Origin of the sequence: Paucihalobacter sp., assembly GCF_036825875.1 — a bacterium.
Taxonomy (GTDB): domain Bacteria; phylum Bacteroidota; class Bacteroidia; order Flavobacteriales; family Flavobacteriaceae; genus Paucihalobacter.
Map to the genome: position 1 here is coordinate 1 of NZ_DAISXK010000036.1, position 21,700 is coordinate 21,700.

Genomic DNA, 21,700 nt, shown 5'->3' on the forward strand with positions numbered 1-21,700 from the left:
ATGTTATGACTTTAAACTGTGTAGTAGTTGATGATTCTGCGATTCAACGCTTATCTATTGTAAAGTTAATTGAGAATCATTCCTCACTTAATCTTATTGCAGAATACAGCAGTGCCCTAGAAACCAAAAACGGCTTAAATACTCACAAGGTAGATCTTATCTTTTTAGATATTGAAATGCCAGTGTTAAACGGATTTGAACTTCTTGATGTACTCAATAACAAACCCCAAATTATTTTTGTTACTGGTAAAACAGAATATGCCTTTAAAGCATTTAATTATGATGCTACTGACTACCTTCAAAAACCAATAACTAAAGAACGTTTTAATCAAGCTGTTGAGAAAGCCCTAGAACAACACAAATTGAAACTTGACTTTAATGAAGCCGATGGCGAACATATTTTCGTTAAAAGTAATCTAAAAAAACGAAAAGTTTACATTAAAGATATAAAATGGATTGAAGCCTTAGGTGATTATGTAAAAGTAGTTACAGAAGAGAACAGCCTAGTTGTGCTTTCAACCATGAAAAGCTTTGAGCAAGAATTACCTGAAGGTAAATTTTTGAGAATCCACAAATCTTATATTGTTAATCTTGATAAAATAGACAGGTTTAACAGTAAAAATGTGGAGGTTGGCGCTTACGAAATACCTTTGAGTCGCAACAAAAAAACCCAGCTGGTGGATGCCTTAAACAACATAACCTAATAGTTATCGACGTTTAAAACTACTTTAACAGCTCTAAAATCTTTTACACTTTGGAAGCTATTGTTTATCTTTACAATGGCTTCTTTTGTTTTTTTTAGCGATTGATTGCTTCCTATTTTTATAAGAATATTTTTGTGATATTGATTTCTAATCCGTGATATTGGTGGAAACTCCGGCCCTAGAACTGAATCTCCAAACAATTGTTTTAAAGAAGTTGCATACCAATCAGCTGCAAAATTGGTCTTTTGAAAATCTTTATGTTTTAAAGTAATTTTAATCAGCCTATATAATGGTGGATATTTAAAATTATGTCGTTCGTTCATCTGTTGAGCGAACATTTCGTAGTAATTATTTTGAGACACCTGTTGTAGAATGTTGTGATCAGGATTAAAGGTTTGAATTAAAACTTTTCCGCGTATATCCGTTCTGCCAGCGCGACCTGCTACTTGTGTCATCAATTGAAAACTGCGTTCATGGGCTCTAAAATCTGGGAAATTTAGACTGCTATCGGCATTCATGATACCTACAACTTTTACATTTCTAAAATCTAATCCTTTAGTTAGCATTTGCGTACCAACCAATATATCTACTTCTTGGTCTTGAAAGGATCCTATTACTTTTTGGTATCCGTATTTTCCTCTGGTGGTATCTAAATCCATTCTGGCTACTTTAGCCGTAGGGAATAACTGCTTTGCTTCTGATTCTATTTGCTCAGTTCCGAATCCTTTGGTATCTAAATGATGACTTCCACAAGCACCGCATTGTTGCGGCATCGCTGTATGGTGACCGCAGTAATGACAACGAAGCTGGTTGCGATATTGATGGTAAGTTAAACTCACATCGCAATTGGGACATTGAGGCGCATGACCACAGGTTAAACACTCTACAATAGGTGAATAACCACGACGATTTTGAAATAAAATCACTTGTAAATTATTACCTAAAGCTTCATTGATTTCGTCTATCAATCTCAGGCTAAAATGGCCTTTCATACGTTTGCGTTTGTGCGCATCTTTTATATCAACCAATTCCATTTCAGGCATTTGAACTTTATTAAAACGCTGGTTAATTTCAACCAATGCGTATTTCTGCTGCCTGGCATTATAGTAACTCTCCAAACTCGGTGTAGCTGAACCTAAAAGGGTTTTCACAGTAAATAAATGAGCCAAAACAATGGCCGTATCGCGTGCATGATATCGCGGTGCCGGATCGAACTGCTTATACGATTGTTCGTGTTCTTCATCTACAATAACGAGTCCTAAATTTTTAAAAGGCAGCAACACCGAAGAACGAGCCCCAATAATAATGCGACCTTTTGATGTATTTTGCAGTACATGATTCCACACTTCCATTCGTTCGAAAGACGAATACCTCGAATGAAATACTGCCACCAAATCACCAAAATGCGCTTGTAAACGCTCGACTAATTGAGTAGTTAAGGCAATTTCTGGAACTAAATAAAGGGCTTGTTGCTCTTTATCGATAACTGCTTCGATTAGTTTGATATAGATTTCAGTTTTACCCGAAGAAGTAACCCCATGAACCAAACACACGGAGTTGGTTTCAAACGATTTTTGAATCTCTTGTAAAGCTGTTTGTTGAAAATCCTCTAAAACTAAAGCTTCGGTATTAATGTTGCCTTCATATTTTACTCTATCTTTTTTTTGATGGTAGACTTTCAAAACTTCTTTATCTATCAATGAGTTGATAACAGAATCCGAGGCATTAATTTCGGCTTTTAAAGTTTCCATTTTAATTGCCTGCGACGATCTTGCCGACATGCTGAAAAAGGTTAAAACAACTTCACGTTGCTTGGGCGCTTTTGTTAGGCTATCTAAAAGTTCGCGCAAGGCAGCTTCAGTTTTATAAGTTTCGTTGATTTTGACGTATTTAACTAATTTAGGTTTGTAGGTTTCAAATAATTCCTCTTGAACAATGACTAGTCCTTTTTCTATCAAACTATTCACTACCGGTAACACTTGTTTTTTCTCTAAAATCGATACAACCTCATCAATAGAAATCGAAGATTGATGCTGTAAAGCTTCTACTATTAAAAACTCATCGTCGGTGAGTGATATTTCTAGGTCATTAAATTTGTTAGCACTTTTAATAATGGTTTCACTTTCTATTAAAAATCCACTTGGTAAAGATGCTCGCAATACTTCGCCTAAGGTACATACGTAATATTGGGCCATCCATTCAAATAATTCAATTTGTTTTGTGGTAATTGTAGCATGGTTATCTAAAATTTGATAAATAGGTTTTGCCTCATAAATCAAAGGTGGATTTTGGTGAATACTACAAACTACCGCAGTATACACTTTTCGTTTACCGAATGGCACGGCCACGCGCATTCCAGGTATTAAAAAATCGGATTCTGCTTTGGTAATATGGTAGGTAAATGCCTTTTGAAGCGGAATGGGCAGTATGACGTCTATAAAATAAGCCATCATTGATTAAACTTTCTTAAACGGTTAAGTGAAGCGTTTAGCTCGTAACCCAGCAACAAAATATTAGAATTTAACCACAAATAAAATAAAAGAATTAGCAAGGCACCAATTGAGCCGTAAAGTTCGTTGTATTGAGAAAAATTATCAATATAAACACCGAACAAAAAAGAGGTTACCATAATTAGTAAGGTTGTTAGTGCTGCACCAATAGAAAAAAATCTATTGTTTCTACCTTCTTTGGTACCAAAATAGTAAAGGGTTGAGGTGGCGATGTAAGTCATAACTATAAAAAAGAGATATTTACCTACCACAATCCAATTGAGTGCCGAACCAGTATCAGAAAAACTTTGACCTGTTAAACTATTATATAACGGTTGCATGATATAAATTTGAAAAAAACCAAAAACTGCTACCGTAAGAATAACTAAAAACGCCAAAATTAATGCTACACCAAGCGCATATAAATATTGCTTGAAAATATTACGTGATAATTGCTCGTGATAAGAACTTTCGAATCCTGAAAATATGGCACTTACGCCATTAGCCATTAAAATAATAGACAATATAAAAACCGTCGATAATAGACTTCCACTACTATCTCTACTGATGTTGTCAAAAATGTTTTGTGAGAAAAACTCAAAGGTTTGGGGTGGCAAAATAGAATCTAAAAAGGCTAAAAAATCTTGCTGAAAATTTGCAATAGGAATAATTGGAATTAAAATTATGACAAACAATAAGAAAGGAAAAATAGCAGTAAAAAAATTAAACGCAATAGCGCTAGCACGCGTAGTTACTGCTCCTTGAACGATGCCTATGACGTATAGTTCCATTAAATCATAGGTTGACAAACCTTCAAAACCTGGTAGCTTCAAACCTTTCAAAAACTTAACAACATTTTTGATAATTGGAATTTTCTCAAGTTTGTCTTCAACTGGTTTAGTCATAGTATTTATTTTGAAGCAGCTTCAGTCTTATGCTATCATTCTATAGCTTTTAGGCTTAAATCCATATTATACACCGAATGCGTTAAGGCACCCGAAGAAATAAAATCGACACCACACAAGGCGTATTCTCTAATGGTTTTCTCATTAATACCACCAGAAGATTCGGTTAAACATTGGTCGCCAATCAGTTTGACAGCCTTTTTGGTATCCTCGAAATTAAAGTTATCAATAAGAATACGATACACACCTTCATTTTCAAGTATTTCTTTAATTTCCTCTAAATTTCGGGCTTCCACGATTATTTTTAAATCCTTGTTGTGTTCCTTCAAATAGTGCTTTGTTTTTATAATTGCTTGGCTTATACCACCACTGAAATCGATGTGATTATCCTTCAACATTATCATGTCGTATAAAGCAAATCTATGATTTTCACCACCACCAATTTTTACTGCCCATTTTTCTAAGGCGCGAATGCCTGGAGTTGTTTTTCGGGTGTCTAAAATCTTAGTTTTTGTACCTTCTAACAAATCCACAAACAGCTTGGTTTTAGTTGCAATGGCACTCATCCGCTGCATAGCATTTAATACCAACCGTTCGGCTTTTAAAATTGATTGCGATGCACCTTCCACAAAAAAAACAATATCACCATATTTAACTGTAGATCCATCTTCAATCAACACCTCCAACGTCATGTTTGCATCAACATAGGCAAATACTTGTTTGGCAAACTCAACACCTGCAATAATTCCGTTGTCCTTAACTAAAAGCTTCGCTTTACCCTTAGCAGTTGAAGGAATGCATGCTAGAGAACTATGGTCGCCATCACCAACATCTTCGCGTATGGCGTTGGCAATAATTAAAGCTATTTCGTCGTTGAATTGTTCTTTTGAAATCATAACAACCAAATTTGCTGTAAAAGTAACGAATTCAAATTCCAAATTGCAAATTCTAAATTCCAATAAAATTGTAATTTTGCTTTATGACTATCAAACTAATTTGCATTGGTAAAACCGATAATAGTGCATTGCAATCTTTAATTGAAGAATACGCCAAACGACTTGGTTTTTACATCAAATTTGAATTGGAACTCATTTCAGATTTAAAAAAGACGAAAAACCTCTCAGAAGCACAACAAAAAGAAAAAGAAGGCGATTTAATTTTGGCTAAGATTAGCGCTAGCGATGTATTAATTCTTCTTGATGAAAACGGCGAACAATTCAACTCTGTATCATTTGCTGATTACCTCCAAAAACACATGAATTCTGGTATTAAAAATTTGGCATTTGTTATTGGTGGACCTTATGGATTTTCCGATGCTATTTACACTAAATCCTCAGGAAAACTGTCGTTGTCAAAAATGACTTTTTCGCATCAAATGGTGCGTTTATTTTTTATTGAGCAGTTGTACCGAGGTTTTACTATCTTGAAAAATGAACCTTATCATCATAGATAAATAGAGGTTGCTTCTAAAGAAAAAACCCTTTTAAATATTTCTAAAAGGGTGATGTTTATTTTAATTAAAATGTTTTAAACGTTTCTTTACGTTTTTCAAGCTGTTTTTTAAGATCGCTTATGGTTTCTTTTACAGACGCTTCAAAAGTCTTTTCGTTTGAAGTAGCAAAAATTCTTGGACCAGGCATGCTGAGTTCTATACTACAGATTTTACCACGATTGTTGTCTTTTGCATCTTCTTTGATATAAACTTCAGCATTGATAAGCCATTCGTATTTCTGACTTAATTTTTCTAAATTTTTATTGACAAAGGTATTTAAACTATCACTACTATCTAATTGCACGTATTGAATACTAACTGTCATAATTGATTTATTTTGGGTTTCTACTCAAATATAACACCAATTTCCCCAACTAATCATGACCTCGATCAGTTTAACGTAATTTTAGATGTTTGAAAAAAAATTATCTCAACAATTAAAAATGGTTTTAAACATACAAACCAAAAGTGATGCGCGCCGAATCGAAAAATACCAAATCTATTTGATAACAATTTCTACTAAAAATAACAAAATCATACTTAAATAAGCCTTGTATTTAGTAATTTTAAGTCATGTTCTAAATAATTATAAATGAAAATAGTGTTTGCCACAAATAATTTAAACAAACTTAAAGAAGTACAATATTTACTTCCAGCACATATAACTATTTTGGGTTTAAGCGATATTAAATGTCACGAAGATATTCCCGAAACCCAACCTACCATCAAAGGCAATGCCATTCAAAAAGCTAATTATGTAAAGAATAAATATGGTTATGATTGTTTTGCGGATGATACTGGATTAGAAGTTGAAGCCTTAAATAACGAACCCGGTGTTTTTTCAGCCAGATATGCTGGTGCGGAACGAAATGATGATGATAACATTAATTTATTGCTACACAATTTAAAGTCACATAGCAACCGAAACGCACAATTTAAAACCGTTATCGCCTTAAGTTTAAATAATGAAATTAAAACTTTTTCAGGTATTTGCAAAGGTGAAATCACTTCAGAAAAACACGGTACACATGGTTTCGGTTACGACCCAGTTTTTAAACCCTTCGGTTATGAACAAACTTTCGCAGAAATGCTTCTAGAAGACAAAAACAAAATTGGCCATAGAGGAAAAGCAGTTAGACTTTTGGCGGATTATTTAAATTTTAAGTAGCAAATTCCAAATAATCGATTATTTGAATACCAACCCTTAGGCAAGGTCATATTTTATCTAAATCTCAAACACTCACCAACTCACCAACTCACCAACTAATCTGTGCACTCCGCGATGATAATTTTTAGGTCGAAAATGTTTTTGTTCAATTAATCAAATAAAGTTGTATATTTGCCGCTTGAAATTCCTCAGGGTGAGGATGTGTTATTTAGAAGTTTCAGGTTTAAGTATGTCGATTCGCTTCTTGTGTAACACCAAATAGATAATCGAATACTTATTACATTAGAATGAACACATTCCTACAATTAGGTCTCAACGAAGACCTTTTGAAAGCTATTATTGACTTAGGTTTTGAAACACCAAGCGAAGTACAAGATAAAACCATTCCCATTTTATTAGAAAAAGACACTGATTTAGTGGCACTTGCACAAACCGGAACTGGTAAAACAGCCGCTTTTGGTTTTCCGATGCTCCAAAAAATTAATATTGACAGTCGCACAACCCAAGGTTTAATTTTATCGCCAACGCGTGAACTTTGTATGCAAATCACGAACGAGCTTAAGCTTTATGGTAAATATTGCAAAGGTTTAAATGTTGTTGCTATTTATGGCGGTGCCAGTATTATTGATCAATCGAAAGATGTAAAACGCGGTGCGCAAATTTTAGTGGCTACTCCGGGTAGAATGAAAGATATGATCAACCGAAATTTGGTTGATATTTCTAAAATTGAATACGCTGTACTTGATGAAGCTGACGAAATGCTTAACATGGGCTTTTTCGAGGATATTACTGATATTTTATCGCATACACCAAAGGATAAAAATACTTGGTTGTTTTCGGCTACCATGCCGCAAGAAGTTTCGACTATTGCTAAGAAATTTATGCACAGTCCAATTGAAATAACTGTGGGCTCTAAAAACGTAGGAAGCGATCAAGTTACTCACGAATACTACATGGTTGGCGGACGCGACCGTTATTTGGCATTAAAAAGACTGGCAGATGCCAATCCTGATATTTTTTCAGTAGTTTTTTGCCGTACCAAACACGAAACTCAAAAAGTTGCCGAAAAGCTTATTGAAGATGGCTACAACGCGGGCGCTTTGCACGGCGACTTAAGTCAGAACCAACGCGATATGGTTATGAAATCTTTTAGAGCCAAACAAATACAAATGTTAGTTGCCACCGATGTGGCCGCAAGAGGTATTGACGTTGATGATATCACACACGTTATAAACTACCAATTGCCCGACGAGATAGAAACTTACACACACCGTTCAGGCCGAACAGGACGTGCCGGTAAAACTGGTATCTCTATGGTGATTATTACTAAAAGTGAAATGCGTAAAATAAAATCTATTGAACGCATTATCAAAAAACAATTTGAACGTAAAGAAATTCCAAGTGGGATTGATATTTGTCAAGTACAGTTAATGTCGTTGGCTAACAAAATTCACAACACCGAAATAAATCACGAAATTGACAACCACATTGAAATAATCAATGAAATGTTTGCCGATACTTCTAAGGACGAATTGATTAAAAAATTCTTTTCGGTTGAATTTACTAGATTCTACAATTATTACAAAAAATCTAAAGATTTAAATGCTGATGCTGGAAACAGTAGAGAACGCAGCGGTGATTCCGATTTTGAACCTTCAGAAAATTCAACGCGTTACTTTATAAACGTTGGCAATAAAGACGGTTACGATTGGATGAGCCTTAAGGATTTCCTTAAAGAAGTGTTAGATTTAGGTCGTGACGATGTATTTAAAGTAGATGTAAAAGACAGTTTTTCATTCTTTAATACCGACGCTGCAATAACTCCTAAAGTGTTAGAGTTTTTTACAGACTACAAACACAACGGTCGTTTTGTAAACGTAGAAGTTTCTGCCGACAAAGGCAATAGCAATAAAAAACGTAGTGGTGGTAAATTTTCTGGAAAACGCCGCAGCGACGATTTTCAACCTAAAGGCAAAAGACGTTCCGAAGGCAAAGGGAGTTATTCTGGTGGTAGTGATAACCGCTCATCATCAAAATCAAATCGCTCAGGAGCTTTTAGTAAGTTTGAAAACGACAGTTCAAGACCTCGAAAATCTAGACGTAAATAAATTTTCTAGCTGTTAATTTTAAGTCAAATGCACAAGGCGTCTCATCAAAGTTCGTTTACTTTGTTTAACTTTGTTGTTGAATGATGTTAAAAACATTGCCTTAAAATCAATAAAACCTGCTTTTATTTTTCCCTTTTGGTCTTACTTATACATCAAAACTATTAGAAATAAATGAAATATCTTTTAACTAGTTTTTTGTTATTAGCACTTGTAACTATGGGCTATGGTCAAGAAATCACCAAGGTTAAAGGAACGATTGTTAATGGTTCTAATGACGAATCACTTGAAAATGTAAACATAGTTAACCTCAATCAAGTGGTTGGTACTTCAACCGATGAAGAAGGTGTTTTTGAAATTGCAGCGCAGGTTAATGACACTTTGCACCTATCTTATTTAGGTTTTAAATCTATCAGGATTAGAGTTACAAACGACTGGTTTAAATACGGTAAGACCACTATAAAATTGACAGAATTGGCATTGGCCTTAGAAGAAGTTGTGGTATTTCAATCTAAACTTACTGGCTTTTTAGAAGTTGATATCAAGCAAATTCCTATTAGAAGTAATAATAGGTTTAGCGTTTCAGGTTTGCCAAATCAGGGCTATGAAGCAGGTTCTAGAAGTGGCGTTAATAAAGTGCTGAGTTCTATTTTTAATCCCACCGATTTCCTGTACAATATATTTGGAAACAAACCTAGGGAGCTTGGTAAGCTCAGAAAAATGAAAGAAGACGACGAAATCAGAAATCTTCTTGCTAGCAGGTTTGATCGCGAAATGTTACTTGTGCTTCTTGAAGTTGATCGGTTTGATTTAGATGAAATTGTGAGTCAGTGCAACTACTCTAGAGATTTTATTGTAACGGCCAACGATCTTCAAATTTTAGATGCTATCAGCGAATGTTACGAAGAATATAAAGTACTGAGCCGAAAGCGCAAAAACAAAATGTAAGTACTATTTTTGTTCGTAATATCGCGCAATAATGGCCTGGTGATTCTTAATTGTTTTTTTTATCCATTTTAAATTTAATTCTAGTTTTTCTGCTTCCGAAAGCTGCCAGTTTAAATCGCTTCCTCTCAGTCTATCTGTAACCTGTTGTAAAATTATCGCAGCGGAAACCGATATGTTCAAACTTTCGGTAAAACCAGCCATCGGGATTTTTAAAAAACAATCGGCGTTATTCATAACGGTGTCACTTAATCCTTCGGTTTCTCTGCCAAAGAAAAAGCAAGATTTTTTAGTATAATCAAAATCTGCTAATAAGGTTTCGTTTGTATGAGGCGTGGTGGCAACAATCTGATAATTTTGAGCTTTTAAAGTTTGGATACAATCCATAACATTATGGTAACGATGCACATCTACCCATTTTTGGGCTCCCATAGCAATTTCTCTGTCAATTCTTTTCGAATTGCGCTCTTCAATAACATGTAAATCTTGAATTCCAAAAACATCACAACTTCTCATGACTGCGCTGGTATTGTGAAGTTGATAAACATCTTCAACGGCAACTGCAAAATGCTTGGTTCGTTGTGCTAAAACCGAATGAAAACGCTGCTGGCGTTCTTCGGTTAGAAATGTGCTCAAATATGCTAATAGTTTTACATCTGTCATTATGGTCAAAGATAAATTAAAATGTTAATTTTAAAATCGGTTATCAATGTTGAATTTAATTTTATGAATCATATGAAAAACCTCGTTGTACTGACAGGAGCAGGCATAAGTGCAGAAAGCGGACTTAAAACCTTTAGAGATGCCAACGGACTTTGGGAAGGTCACGATGTCATGTCTGTAGCTTCGCCCGAAGGTTTTAGAGCCAATCCTGAGTTGGTATTAGAATTTTATAACCAACGTCGCAGACAGTTGTTAGAAGTAAAACCAAACAGCGCGCATTTTGCGCTGGCAACATTAGAAAAACAATACAAGGTTAGTATCATTACCCAAAATGTTGATGATTTGCACGAACGCGCTGGAAGCAGCGACGTTATCCATTTGCATGGCGAATTGCTTAAATCCAGAAATATCATAGATGATACCTCGGAATTTGAATGTAAAACCGATATCAAACTTGGCGATTTATGCCCGAACGGCCATCAACTTCGCCCGCATATCGTTTGGTTCGGAGAGGCCGTTCCTATGATTGAAACTGCTATGGAAATTTGTGAGCAGGCAGACTTGCTTCTTATCATTGGCACCTCCATGCAGGTCTATCCGGCGTCAGGCTTGATTCACTATGCACCCCCAAACACGCCCATTTACTTTATAGATCCGAAGCCATCAATTCAACCGACCAAGAATTTAAACATTATTTCAAAAACTGCTACAGAAGGCATGAAAATATTTATGGAATTATTGGGTTGATTTCAAAATTGTGTTAAACTTGAAATTTATCACACGATTCAGCTAACTTTGTTATAAAAATTGGGCCTTGTCAAATCATAATAAATTTAACCTAGTCATCGCAATCTTGTTAATCAGTAATTTTTGCTTAAACGCTCAAGTTAAGACTGATACAACCCAACTTTCTGAAGTAAAAATTTCAACAGGAATTATTAACAGTAAGCATCAAAATTCTGCTACTTCAGTTTCAGAAATAAGCGCACGAGACCTTAACCAAACTGATGGAATTATTATTACCTCGGCTTTGAACGCAATTCCAGGTGTAACGATGCAACAAGGTAATTTAAATACCAATCGTATAACGATTAGAGGTATTGGTGCACGTTCGCAATTTAGCACCAACCGCATAAAAGCATATTTTGATAACATTCCACTCACAAATGCTGAAGGCGAATCAGTTTTTGAAGACATTGATATTGAAACCTTAGGTGGCTTGACCATTTTAAAAGGACCAAACAACTCCATTTATGGTTCGGGACTGGGCGGCGTTATATTGTTGAAATCCAAAAATATCAATCAGTCATTTGCGAAAACTACTAGCCAATTCGGAAGTTTTGGTTTGTGGAGACAAAATTTATCGGCTGGTTTTCAAAACGAAACATCACATTTAATTTTGAATTATAACCATTTGGAAAGTGATGGCTTTAGAGATAACAGCAACTATAATCGTGATGCTTTGAATATTTCTGGAAGTACTCAAATTACTGAAAACAGTAAACTTTCGTTCGTCTCCATTTTTACTAGGCTTAAAGCTTTTATACCAAGTTCGATTAACAAAACCGACTTTGACAATAATCCTGAGGTAGCACCACAAAACTGGGCGCAATCTGAAGGCTTTGAATCTTACCATAAAGCCATTTTAGGACTTAATTATGAAGTAAATCTTAATCAAAACTGGCAGTGGTCTACCAGTGTTTTTGGAAATTATAAAAATGCTTACGAGCCTAGACCTTTTGATATTTTAGCAGATAATACTACTGGTTTTGGTTTGCGTTCAGTACTTAAACATCAGGCTAAGCTTTGGTCGCATCCAACCCAATGGATTGTTGGCACAGAGCTCGTGTCTGAAGATTTTACATTCTCACTTTTTGAAAACCTTTACCAAAGTCAGCCAGGTAACGGCAGTATTGAAGGTGACGAATTCGCCAAAGTCAACCAACGACGCAACTATGTAAATGCTTTCTTCAACCAAGAAACTAACATAGATGATAAGTTATTTTTAGAACTCGGTATTTCCTTAAGTAGCACTTCCTATAATCAAAAAGATATTTTTGAAAATGCTGAAGACAACATGCGCGAAAACTATAGCTTTGAAACAACTTTTACACCGAGGATTGGTGCTTCTTATAAATTAAGTGATAATAATAACCTTTTTGCATCGGTAAGCAATGGTTTTTCAGTGCCTTCGGTAGCCGAAACCTTAACCCCAGACGGCCAAATAAATACTGATTTAAAACCTGAACGTGGCTGGAATTATGAAGTAGGAATAAAATCGCGGTTTTTCGATAAAAACTTATATGCTGAATTAACCCTGTACAGCTTACAAATAGAAAATTTACTCGTGGCACGACGCGTAGCTGAGGATCAATTTGTTGGCATCAATGCGGGCGAAAGCAGCCATAAAGGTGCAGAAATTAGTTTGAAATACAGTGCAGCTATTTCAAATAGAATTGATATTTATCCCTATTTTACTGGCAGTTTTAATAAGTTTGAATTTAAGGACTTTATAGATGGCGACAACGATTTTTCAGGAAATAAGCTAACAGGAGCACCAAATTATCAATGGCAAACTGGAATAGACTTGCAGACTGCTTTCGGGTTTTCATTCAATTTTTCCATTTTGAATGTTGGTGAGATTCCTTTAAATGATTCTAACTCTTTATCTAGTGATGCTTATTCAGTAACCAATTGTAAGGCGATGTATCAGTTTACCTTGCTGAAAAGGATTTCTACACAATTATCAGCTGGTGTTAACAACCTATTTGATGCCAATTATGCAGCGAGTATTTTACCTAACGCAGTTGGATTTGGCAATGCTTTGCCCAGATATTACTACCCTGGAGCACCTTTAAATTTTTATGGTGGTGTTAGTTTAATGTATAAGTTTCAATCCAAAATAATACTAGGGAAATAAGTCTTTAAAATGTCACGAAACAGATTTAAATCCTTTTATCATTTAATAAATAATAAAAAACGAACTCTAAAATTTATAATAGTCGTTATACTTAATCCAAATTTTTGAATAATCAATTAAAGAAACACCTTTAGTTGGAAAAATTTTATCTTTCTTAATGTAATATAAGTCGGAAGGAATCCTTTCAATGTCTTTAATGTAATTGTGATTGTTTTTGGAAAAATAAACTCGATTTTTAAATTTAACTTTCTTGGCATTAATGTCGAGATCCTTAAATATTATTTGGTCGAGGAATATATAAGGGACAACTAGGCCATTTTTTTTGGTCTTGTAAATATTTTGATGATTTAAATACCAGAATTCATTGCACCGTTTTTCAACAAATACTAGAACTTCTTTATTTTTCCTAAATAAATTTTTAGGGTAACCAATAATATCAATTTTACTTTTCTCATAATTTCTTAAAACATCTTCCACAACTAAAAAAGACCGAATATCCAAATAACCTGATGATATATAACATTCAATCAAATCATCCTTATAAGTTTTAGGCTTTCCAACTTCTTTCAAAATAAGAGAATAAACTTCTTTATTAAGTTTACATCGGTCATTATACATTGAGTTATACGTATAAGCATATATAAGTAGTGGTCGTAAATCCTTAATTACAGTAGTAACTTTTTGAATGCATTTTTCGTGCTTACCTTCGATAGAAAAGAACAAAGAATCACCAAGTGTTGCTTTGATAGAGAATTCGCCATCAAAATTACTTAAAATTTTTTCTTTTGTATTTAAATTAGTGACTGTTACTCCGGGGATTGGAAATTTATCATAACTATCATAAATAACTCCCGTTAATAGGTCGTTTTGAGAAAAATTTAATTGAAAAAAAATAAAAAATAAAAAATAAAATTTCATGAGATGAAAAAGACGAATTTAAATTCTTTTTCAATTTAAACAATTATTTGTTTAAATCTCAAAATTAGTTTAATTGAGTTTATTTATTTAAATCCAAAGCTTTCAAATTCTCCAATCGGTTTCTAACTAGGAAATCATCGATGGTTTCAAAATGCTCAATAACACGTTGTTCTTTGAATTCGAAGACTTTTTTGGCCAATCCCTGCAGGAAATCGCGATCGTGAGAAACCAGTACTAAGGTACCATCAAATTCTAACAAAGCTTCTTTCAACACATCTTTCGATTTTAAATCTAAATGATTTGTTGGCTCATCAAGGATTAATAAGTTGACTGGTTCCAAAAGTAATTTAACCATCGCTAAACGCGTTTTTTCACCACCTGAAAGCACGCTCACTTTTTTATCGATATCATCTCCCTTAAACATAAAACGACCTAAAATATTTTTGATTTGCGTGCGAATATCACCTTGTGCAACCTCATCAACGGTTTGAAAAATAGTTAGATTTTCATCTAAAAGTGAAGCTTGATTTTGGGCAAAATAACCAACTTTTACATTGTGACCCAATTGGCACTTGCCTTGTACCTCTATTTCACCCAAAATAGCTTTTATCATGGTTGATTTTCCTTCACCATTTCTTCCAACAAAAGCCACTTTTTCGCCTCTGGAAATAGACATATTTGCCTCTTTAAACACTACTTTATCCTCGTAGGACTTTGACAAATCTTTGACCGTTATAGGATAATCACCTGAACGTTGCGCTGGTGGAAATCGCAGTTTTAAGGCGGAAGTATCAATTTCATCTACCTCAATAATTTCTAACTTTTCCAACATACGCTCACGCGAATTAACCTGATTGGTCTTGGAGTAAGTACCTTTAAAACGCTCGATAAACAACTGCGTTTCAGCAATAAATTTTTGTTGCTCTTGGTACGCTTTGATTTGATGCGTGCGTCGGTCCTCGCGCAGTTGCAAATAATGCGAATAATTGGCTTTGTAATCGTAAATCTTACCCATGGTAACTTCGATGGTACGATTGGTAATGTTATCGATAAACGCCCTATCGTGAGAAATAACCACGACTGCCTTGGCTTTGTTCACTAGAAAATCTTCTAACCAAATCACCGATTCTATATCGATGTGATTGGTGGGTTCATCTAGTAAAATTAAATCGGGTTTTTGTAATAAAATTTTAGCCAACTCAATCCTCATTCGGAAACCACCGCTAAACTCGCTGGTTTTTCGAGAGAAATCTTCACGTTTAAAGCCCAGACCTCGTAAAGCCTTTTCAACTTCGGCATCATAATTAACATCTTCTAATGCGTAGAATTTTTCACCTAAATCGGACACCTTCTGAATCAGATTCATATAATCATCAGATTCGTAATCGGTTCTGGTTTCTAGCTGTTTATTAAGATGTTCCATTTGAGCTTTCATTTCAAAAATATGTTGAAAGGCTTTGGACGCTTCTTCAAAAACAGTATTGTGGTCTTCTGTTAATAAATGCTGTGGCAAATAAGCGATAATGGCGTCTTTTGGAAATCGAACATGACCACGTGTGGCCTTTTGTTCGCCGGCAATAATCTTCATCATGGTAGATTTACCTGCGCCATTTTTGCCCATTAAGGCAATTTTGTCGTTTTCATTAATAGTAAATGAAACATTACTAAATAAGGCACTACCACCAAATTCTACGGCTAAATTATCAACTGAAATCATTCTGAATTTTTAAAGGTTGCAAAGCTATGAAAAAGTGGAACAAAACAATACCCTCAACTAGGATTTTGACGGTTCTTTGCCTCTATCCATTTGCTCATATATTTTGTGCTTTGTAAAGTGTGGTGTTGCAACAGTTGCCCGATAAAATTTTGATGACGATGTTTTTGTAACTGGTTTGTAATTGCTTCAACTTTTAAAATTAAAATCTTTTGAAAATCTGATTTTTTGAATCGTTCATTTATGATATTAAAACCATATTTACTGTAAAATTCCCATTCTGCTTCATTTTGATAAAGTTTGACAGCCATATCTGCAAACGCTTGAGGATCATCAGCTACATAATCATGAGTTTCCGAGATGTTGAACATACCTTCGGCTGCAATAGAAGTCATCACGCAAGCTGTACCGTTTTGCATGGCATCAATCAATTTTCCTTTTAGACCTGCACCAAAGCGCAGAGGTGCTAAACATACACGTGCATTTTGCATGACATCTTCAACATTTTCGGCAAATCCTTTAATTAAAAAGCCTTCGTTTACGTTGTGTAGTTGCAACACTTTTTGAGTGGCATAAGCACCGTAGATATGTAAATTGACTTCAGATAATTGCTTTCTTATTAATGGCCATATAGTTTCTTTTAAGTACTGAACCGCATCATAGTTGGGTTCATGAAGAAAATTACCGATAGTAATAAAATGCGTTCGCTCCTTAAATTTTGGTAAAGCTTCAGAAGCTTCTTCATCAACGGCTTCTAACATAAACGGGATATAGAGCAATAAATCTGAATCAATTTTAAACTCACCTTCTAAGATACACATTTCTTCTTTCGAAATTATCAAACTTAAATCGCAACGGTAAATACTCGCTATTTCACGCTTTGTGAAGTCGTTGTACAAATAGTAGTCATTAAATGGCTTACCAGCATTTAATGCCATTTGTCTACCTTTTCGCAAAAAATGTAAATCTTCGGTATCCAGAATACGAACTGCATCGGGACAGTGTTGTGCCACAAGCCAGCCAAACTGTTCTTCAATCATAAAACGATCGAACAGGACGACATGCGGATTTAAATCAGTTATAAAATCGTCAAAACTTGAATTATTTAATTGGATACTAGCGGTATTAACTCCTATGTTTTTTAAATCGAATGCTTTATCAGTTTTTGCACAAGCTGAGGCAAAAGTGATGTGATAACCAAAACCAATAAACGCTTCAATAAGTTGCAACATTCTACTACCAGCAGCTGAGCTATTAGGTTCAGGCCATACAAAACCGATAATAAGAAGAATTTTAGAATTTGTCAATTACCAGGTGTTTAAAATCCACATTTTAAGATTCATTTTTAATAAAAATGCCAAATCATTGCGGTTTTGGTTTAAGACTATATTCAAAACGTAACTGTGTGGCCCAATAAATAATTTCTTGAATTTGATCGTGGCTTAAGTCGGCCTCTTGGTGCATCCAAGTATAAGAAGTTAAAGGCATTTCCTTTTCTTCAACAACTTTAATAATTTCAGCTAATTTATCATCCTTTTTGGCTGTGCTATAATTCGTCCACTTAGAGAAATTTAGATCTTCTTTACCGTCTGTTATATTATCGTTTAACCAATAATTTATAGGTGTTATGGCATTATACCACGGATAGACGGTATGGTCGCTATGGCAATTAAAGCAACTAGAAACAAGAATTTCCTTAACTTCTTGTGGTGGTTTCGTTTCTGCAAGAAAAGCTTCAAATGTGATGTCTCCAGCTTCATTTTTTTCTGGTCTCGAAAATTGAGAAATGATTAAGATGATGAGCACAACCCAACCTGATATTTTTAAAATTCTCATAGTAAAAATAGTATAAAATTTAATCAATAAACTTTGACGGACTTCAAAACATTAAAGATCAAGCACTTTCTTTAAGGTTTCACTAGAAATAGTTAGAATCTTGCTTTTCAATAATCTAGATGTTAGTGTTTTCCAGTTATTATCCTTTTCGAATATTGATTTCAAAATAGGTTCAGCTTTATCAAAGTCCTTATTATTTAATAAATTGATAGCGTACCAATATTGCATTTCTATGTTCTCGGGAAATAAGTTTTGGGCATTTAAATACATGGTTTCTGCCTCTTGCGAATTACCAGCTTCCATCGCCATATCGCCTTTGTTCATAAAATCATAGGCTTCGTGTACTTTTATTAAGCGTTCTAACTCTTCAATAGGATTTTCGCTGTCTTCAACCCTTAATTCCATTTTAACATCTTGCCAACTATTACCGGTAGCTGTTGGATTTACTATAAGAATCGCAGCACTTTGCTGACCTCTTATATCGCCTTGCTCGCGCTCGGCTGCTTTTAAAGCGGCCATCAATCTATGCTCTAGTTTGCCAGAAGTGTTTTCAAAAGCACGCGCCATGGCATCCCAAACCGTGTTTTTAAGCATCATATTGGCTTGAACGGAATAGTTTTTTCCTCTTTTATGTCCAGCCTCATCAATACACAATTTCCCTGTATGGGTTGCTGTAAGTCCATCTTTATTAAGCATTGCCACCTGGCGATAAGCTTGTCCTTCGTCGTTCATAAGCAAGGCTTCTAAGGCTTGCTGTGGCGCTAATCCTTGTTTCATTAAAGCCAAACCTTTTGGGCCGTAACTTGGGTTCACTAGGGATTGGGTAGCAACTACACCTACGCCAGCTTCACCATATATTACGAGACTACCAACACTAAACCAGTGACTTTGAACCGCCACACCCATTTCACCTGTTTCTTCGTCTAAGGCAACTATTGAATAGGTGTGTGTAAAGGGTTCTGACTTTTTATAGATTTGAGATTGCACAAAAAAAGGGATTAACATTATAAAAAATAATAGTTGTTTCATGGAATTGATTAGTTAGTTTTAGACCCCTAAGTTAAGTAATTTTATAATCAATATTATGGCATGATTAGCTATCTTTGTTACTTATTTTAAGAAACTACTCATGTCGATGTCATCGTTACACGCCATTTCACCTATTGATGGTCGTTATAAAAATAAGGTTGAGCAATTAGGAAATTATTTTTCAGAAGCTGCCTTGATGAAATACCGCGTTCAAGTTGAGATAGAATATTTTATTGCCTTATGCAACATTCCGCTGCCGCAGCTTAAATCGGTAAAACTGGAAGTATTTGGATCCTTAAGACAGATTTACATAAATTTTAACGATATAGATGCTGTTGCCATTAAAAATATCGAAAAAACGACCAACCACGACGTTAAAGCCGTTGAATACTTTATTAAGGAAAAATTTGATGCCTTAGGTTTATCAGAATTTAAAGAATTTATTCACTTTGGATTAACTTCTCAAGATATCAATAACACCGCAATTCCGTTAAGTATAAAGGAAGCATTAAATGATGTTTACGTTGAAAATTTTAATGAACTTATAACGAAATTACAACAATTGTCGACAGAATGGGCCAAGATTCCGATGTTGGCAAGAACACACGGCCAACCAGCTTCGCCAACACGTTTAGGTAAAGAAATTGAAGTATTCGTAGTGCGATTAAAAGCACAGTTTGATTTATTGAATGACATACCATGCGCTGCGAAATTTGGTGGTGCTACTGGAAATTACAATGCCCACCACGTGGCCTATCCCAAGATTGATTGGAAAGCTTTTGGTACTGAATTTGTGCAAGGACAATTGGGTTTGCATCACTCCTTCCCTACCACACAAATTGAACATTACGACCACATGGCTGCGCTTTTTGATGCGCTTAAGAGAATCAATACCATTATAATTGACTTAAATAGGGATTTTTGGACCTATATCTCTATGGATTATTTTAAACAAAAAATAAAAGCAGGTGAAGTTGGTAGTTCAGCAATGCCTCATAAAGTCAACCCAATAGATTTTGAAAATAGCGAAGGAAATTTAGGTTTTGCCAATGCCATTTTTGAACATTTATCGGCAAAGCTTCCCATTTCAAGATTGCAAAGAGATTTAACCGATAGTACAGTTTTAAGAAATGTTGGTGTTCCATTTGCACATACTATAGTTGCATTTAAATCCACCTTAAAAGGATTGGGCAAATTAGTACTGAATATCGACAAATTTGAAGCTGATTTAGAAAATAATTGGGCAGTGGTAGCTGAGGCCATTCAAACCATTTTGCGTCGTGAAGGTTATTCAAATCCTTACGAAGCATTAAAAGGACTTACTCGCACCAATAGTGCGATTACTAAAGACTCAATAGCGGAATTTATTGAAACTTTAAATGTGGATAGTTCCATAAAAAATGAGTTGAAACAAATAAGTCCGAGTAATTACACTGGCATATAAGAAATGATTAATTTTTTTAAAAAGTATATAGAACTTATAATTACCGCTATTATCGGATTGGGATTTTTCTTCTTAGGAATTTTTGATGCTCTTGACCATCTCGTTACCAAAATAGTTTTGTTTTCGCTGTATGCAATGTTGGCTATTTATGTGATCATTAACTTGATGCGTTCTAAGCATAAAAAAATCGCCAAAACTAACTAGAGTCTGGCGATTTTTAATTGGTATAAAATATTTTTTCTATTCGAAGAAATTCATGAATTGTTTGACGGCATCATCCTCCACATTAGCGTTTTCAAATACTTGTGAGAGATTCATGATTTTATCTGCACTCATGTTTTTTCCTAATACTCGTACAATGGCAAACCCTTTATCATCAGCGTTTCCGAATAAAATAAACTCGTCGATGTTCTCGATATCGCCAGTAAATTTTACCATAAACTTTCCGTCTTGATTATTTCCGCCGCGAATAAGTTCTTCATACTTATCATCGTCTAAAATTGATTTAACCTGTGCCAATTCAGCTTTATAGCTATCCAAATTCTCATTATCAATTTTATAAGCCAACATGTTTAACTTTTTAATAGATTCGTAGGCTTCTAGTTGGTCTTTTGAAAGCTCCGATGTGTCAACATTCAAAAAACTAGTTGGAACATCTAAAGACAGAAAACTTGGCTTTTCTTGATTATCTACGTAATATGCTTGTAAACTTGGACCTTGATTACAACTTGTTGCAAAAATTGCGAGGAGCAACATTACTAAAATATGTCTTGATAATGAAACCATTTTTAATTAGATTTTTTGTTTACTTTCTTAAGCTGATCACCACCAGGAACATTCATTCCGTTGGTTATTTCACCAATTTTTCTTAAATCGATTTCGCCTGTTAATGATAGTAACACCGTTTCTACTTCGCGTTTTTTACCATTAATGTTAATTTCCTGATTTTTAGTTAGCTCTTTTAAGCCAGACATAAACATCAACAATTCTTTTACGTGGTTTTCGTCTTTACCTTCTTTTACGTAAAACTTAACCGTTTGATCACCATCCTTAACACGCATTAACTCTTGTAAATTACTAGTCTTTAAATAGCTATTTACGGTTGAAAGCATGTCGGCAGAAACCTTGTCATCACCAGTTGTAAATACCTTCATGCCGGTTATTTTTTTAATCATATTTAAAGATTCTTGTGCTTGAGCATCGTCTAAATCAATTCCCATTGAGGCAATCATGCTAAACATTTTTTGATTTACTATTACCGAAGTAACACCTTCAACATCTTCGTATTTATCGAAAACACTTTGTGAATAACCCAATACCGATACGAACATTAAGGTTATAATAATTGAGAATTTTTTCATCGCTTTT

The 21,700-nt window shown here is 34.7% G+C and carries 21 protein-coding genes; 9 read left to right on the forward strand and 12 right to left on the reverse strand.

Going from position 1 to position 21,700, the window contains the following annotated elements:
* Positions 1-5: 5 nt before the first annotated feature.
* The gene (locus V7Z48_RS10290) at positions 6-704 is read left to right on the forward strand and encodes a LytR/AlgR family response regulator transcription factor (protein ID WP_334113388.1); all 699 of its coding nucleotides are present in this window, start codon (positions 6-8) and stop codon (positions 702-704) included.
* Here V7Z48_RS10290 and priA read toward each other — a convergent pair.
* The 3 genes from priA to nadC are packed head-to-tail and all read right to left on the reverse strand — an operon-like array spanning position 701 to position 4,994.
* Entirely contained in the window at positions 701-3,154 is a 2,454-nt protein-coding gene (gene priA, locus V7Z48_RS10295) for a replication restart helicase PriA (protein WP_334113389.1), read from the reverse strand. The genes V7Z48_RS10290 and priA overlap by 4 nt on opposite strands.
* Positions 3,154-4,098 carry a YihY/virulence factor BrkB family protein gene (locus V7Z48_RS10300; protein ID WP_334113359.1) on the reverse strand — a complete coding sequence of 315 codons (945 nt, stop codon included), beginning with the start codon at positions 4,096-4,098 and terminating at the stop codon, positions 3,154-3,156. The genes priA and V7Z48_RS10300 overlap by 1 nt, the downstream gene beginning before the upstream one ends.
* A gap of 35 nt (positions 4,099-4,133) precedes the next feature.
* The gene (nadC, locus tag V7Z48_RS10305) at positions 4,134-4,994 is read right to left on the reverse strand and encodes a carboxylating nicotinate-nucleotide diphosphorylase (protein ID WP_334113360.1); all 861 of its coding nucleotides are present in this window, start codon (positions 4,992-4,994) and stop codon (positions 4,134-4,136) included.
* A gap of 83 nt (positions 4,995-5,077) precedes the next feature.
* Here nadC and rlmH point away from each other — a divergent pair, with 83 nt between their 5' ends.
* Positions 5,078-5,551, forward strand: a complete 474-nt coding sequence (gene rlmH / locus V7Z48_RS10310; protein ID WP_334113361.1) for a 23S rRNA (pseudouridine(1915)-N(3))-methyltransferase RlmH — start codon at positions 5,078-5,080, stop codon at positions 5,549-5,551.
* 64 nt (positions 5,552-5,615) lie between these two features.
* On the opposite strand, the gene V7Z48_RS10315 is transcribed toward rlmH, so the two are convergent.
* On the reverse strand, positions 5,616-5,915 hold the full coding sequence (locus tag V7Z48_RS10315) for an HPF/RaiA family ribosome-associated protein (protein WP_334113362.1): 300 nt from the start codon (positions 5,913-5,915) through the stop codon (positions 5,616-5,618).
* A gap of 267 nt (positions 5,916-6,182) precedes the next feature.
* Here V7Z48_RS10315 and V7Z48_RS10320 point away from each other — a divergent pair, with 267 nt between their 5' ends.
* The 3 genes from V7Z48_RS10320 to V7Z48_RS10330 all read left to right on the forward strand — a co-directional run bounded on the left by V7Z48_RS10320 (position 6,183) and on the right by V7Z48_RS10330 (position 9,811).
* On the forward strand, positions 6,183-6,758 hold the full coding sequence (locus tag V7Z48_RS10320; RefSeq protein WP_334113364.1) for a non-canonical purine NTP diphosphatase: 576 nt from the start codon (positions 6,183-6,185) through the stop codon (positions 6,756-6,758).
* 287 nt (positions 6,759-7,045) lie between these two features.
* Positions 7,046-8,866: a DEAD/DEAH box helicase gene (locus tag V7Z48_RS10325; protein ID WP_334113365.1), complete on the forward strand. Its 1,821-nt coding sequence runs from the start codon at positions 7,046-7,048 to the stop codon at positions 8,864-8,866.
* A gap of 171 nt (positions 8,867-9,037) precedes the next feature.
* On the forward strand, positions 9,038-9,811 hold the full coding sequence (locus V7Z48_RS10330; RefSeq protein WP_334113366.1) for a carboxypeptidase-like regulatory domain-containing protein: 774 nt from the start codon (positions 9,038-9,040) through the stop codon (positions 9,809-9,811).
* Positions 9,812-9,814: 3 nt separating this feature from the next.
* Here V7Z48_RS10330 and V7Z48_RS10335 read toward each other — a convergent pair whose 3' ends face one another.
* Positions 9,815-10,471, reverse strand: coding sequence for a TrmH family RNA methyltransferase (locus V7Z48_RS10335; protein ID WP_334113367.1), 657 nt, complete (start codon positions 10,469-10,471; stop codon positions 9,815-9,817).
* Between the two features lie 72 nt (positions 10,472-10,543).
* Here V7Z48_RS10335 and V7Z48_RS10340 point away from each other — a divergent pair, with 72 nt between their 5' ends.
* Positions 10,544-11,218 carry an SIR2 family NAD-dependent protein deacylase gene (locus V7Z48_RS10340; RefSeq protein ID WP_334113368.1) on the forward strand — a complete coding sequence of 225 codons (675 nt, stop codon included), beginning with the start codon at positions 10,544-10,546 and terminating at the stop codon, positions 11,216-11,218.
* A gap of 67 nt (positions 11,219-11,285) precedes the next feature.
* A complete protein-coding gene (locus tag V7Z48_RS10345; protein WP_334113369.1) occupies positions 11,286-13,391 on the forward strand; it encodes a TonB-dependent receptor family protein in 2,106 nt (701 codons plus the stop codon).
* A gap of 66 nt (positions 13,392-13,457) precedes the next feature.
* Here V7Z48_RS10345 and V7Z48_RS10350 read toward each other — a convergent pair whose 3' ends face one another.
* From V7Z48_RS10350 to V7Z48_RS10370, 5 genes are all read right to left on the reverse strand, one after another.
* On the reverse strand, positions 13,458-14,309 hold the full coding sequence (locus tag V7Z48_RS10350; protein WP_334113371.1) for a hypothetical protein: 852 nt from the start codon (positions 14,307-14,309) through the stop codon (positions 13,458-13,460).
* Between the two features lie 79 nt (positions 14,310-14,388).
* Positions 14,389-16,026: an ABC-F family ATP-binding cassette domain-containing protein gene (locus tag V7Z48_RS10355; RefSeq protein ID WP_334113373.1), complete on the reverse strand. Its 1,638-nt coding sequence runs from the start codon at positions 16,024-16,026 to the stop codon at positions 14,389-14,391.
* A gap of 53 nt (positions 16,027-16,079) precedes the next feature.
* Positions 16,080-17,330, reverse strand: a complete 1,251-nt coding sequence (locus tag V7Z48_RS10360) for a glycosyltransferase (RefSeq protein WP_334113374.1) — start codon at positions 17,328-17,330, stop codon at positions 16,080-16,082.
* Between the two features lie 55 nt (positions 17,331-17,385).
* Positions 17,386-17,859, reverse strand: coding sequence for a heme-binding domain-containing protein (locus V7Z48_RS10365; protein WP_334113375.1), 474 nt, complete (start codon positions 17,857-17,859; stop codon positions 17,386-17,388).
* A gap of 51 nt (positions 17,860-17,910) precedes the next feature.
* The gene (locus V7Z48_RS10370; protein WP_334113376.1) at positions 17,911-18,888 is read right to left on the reverse strand and encodes a DUF1028 domain-containing protein; all 978 of its coding nucleotides are present in this window, start codon (positions 18,886-18,888) and stop codon (positions 17,911-17,913) included.
* 100 nt (positions 18,889-18,988) lie between these two features.
* Here V7Z48_RS10370 and purB point away from each other — a divergent pair, with 100 nt between their 5' ends.
* Both purB and V7Z48_RS10380 read left to right on the forward strand, forming a co-directional pair.
* Complete coding sequence (purB, locus tag V7Z48_RS10375; RefSeq protein ID WP_334113377.1) at positions 18,989-20,332, forward strand: adenylosuccinate lyase; 1,344 nt, start codon at positions 18,989-18,991, stop codon at positions 20,330-20,332.
* Between the two features lie 3 nt (positions 20,333-20,335).
* Positions 20,336-20,536: a hypothetical protein gene (locus V7Z48_RS10380; RefSeq protein ID WP_334113378.1), complete on the forward strand. Its 201-nt coding sequence runs from the start codon at positions 20,336-20,338 to the stop codon at positions 20,534-20,536.
* Positions 20,537-20,572: 36 nt separating this feature from the next.
* Here V7Z48_RS10380 and V7Z48_RS10385 read toward each other — a convergent pair whose 3' ends face one another.
* Complete coding sequence (locus tag V7Z48_RS10385) at positions 20,573-21,118, reverse strand: DUF4252 domain-containing protein (RefSeq protein WP_334113379.1); 546 nt, start codon at positions 21,116-21,118, stop codon at positions 20,573-20,575.
* Positions 21,119-21,120: 2 nt separating this feature from the next.
* Entirely contained in the window at positions 21,121-21,693 is a 573-nt protein-coding gene (locus V7Z48_RS10390; RefSeq protein ID WP_334113380.1) for a DUF4252 domain-containing protein, read from the reverse strand.
* Between the last annotated feature and the right edge of the window lie 7 nt (positions 21,694-21,700).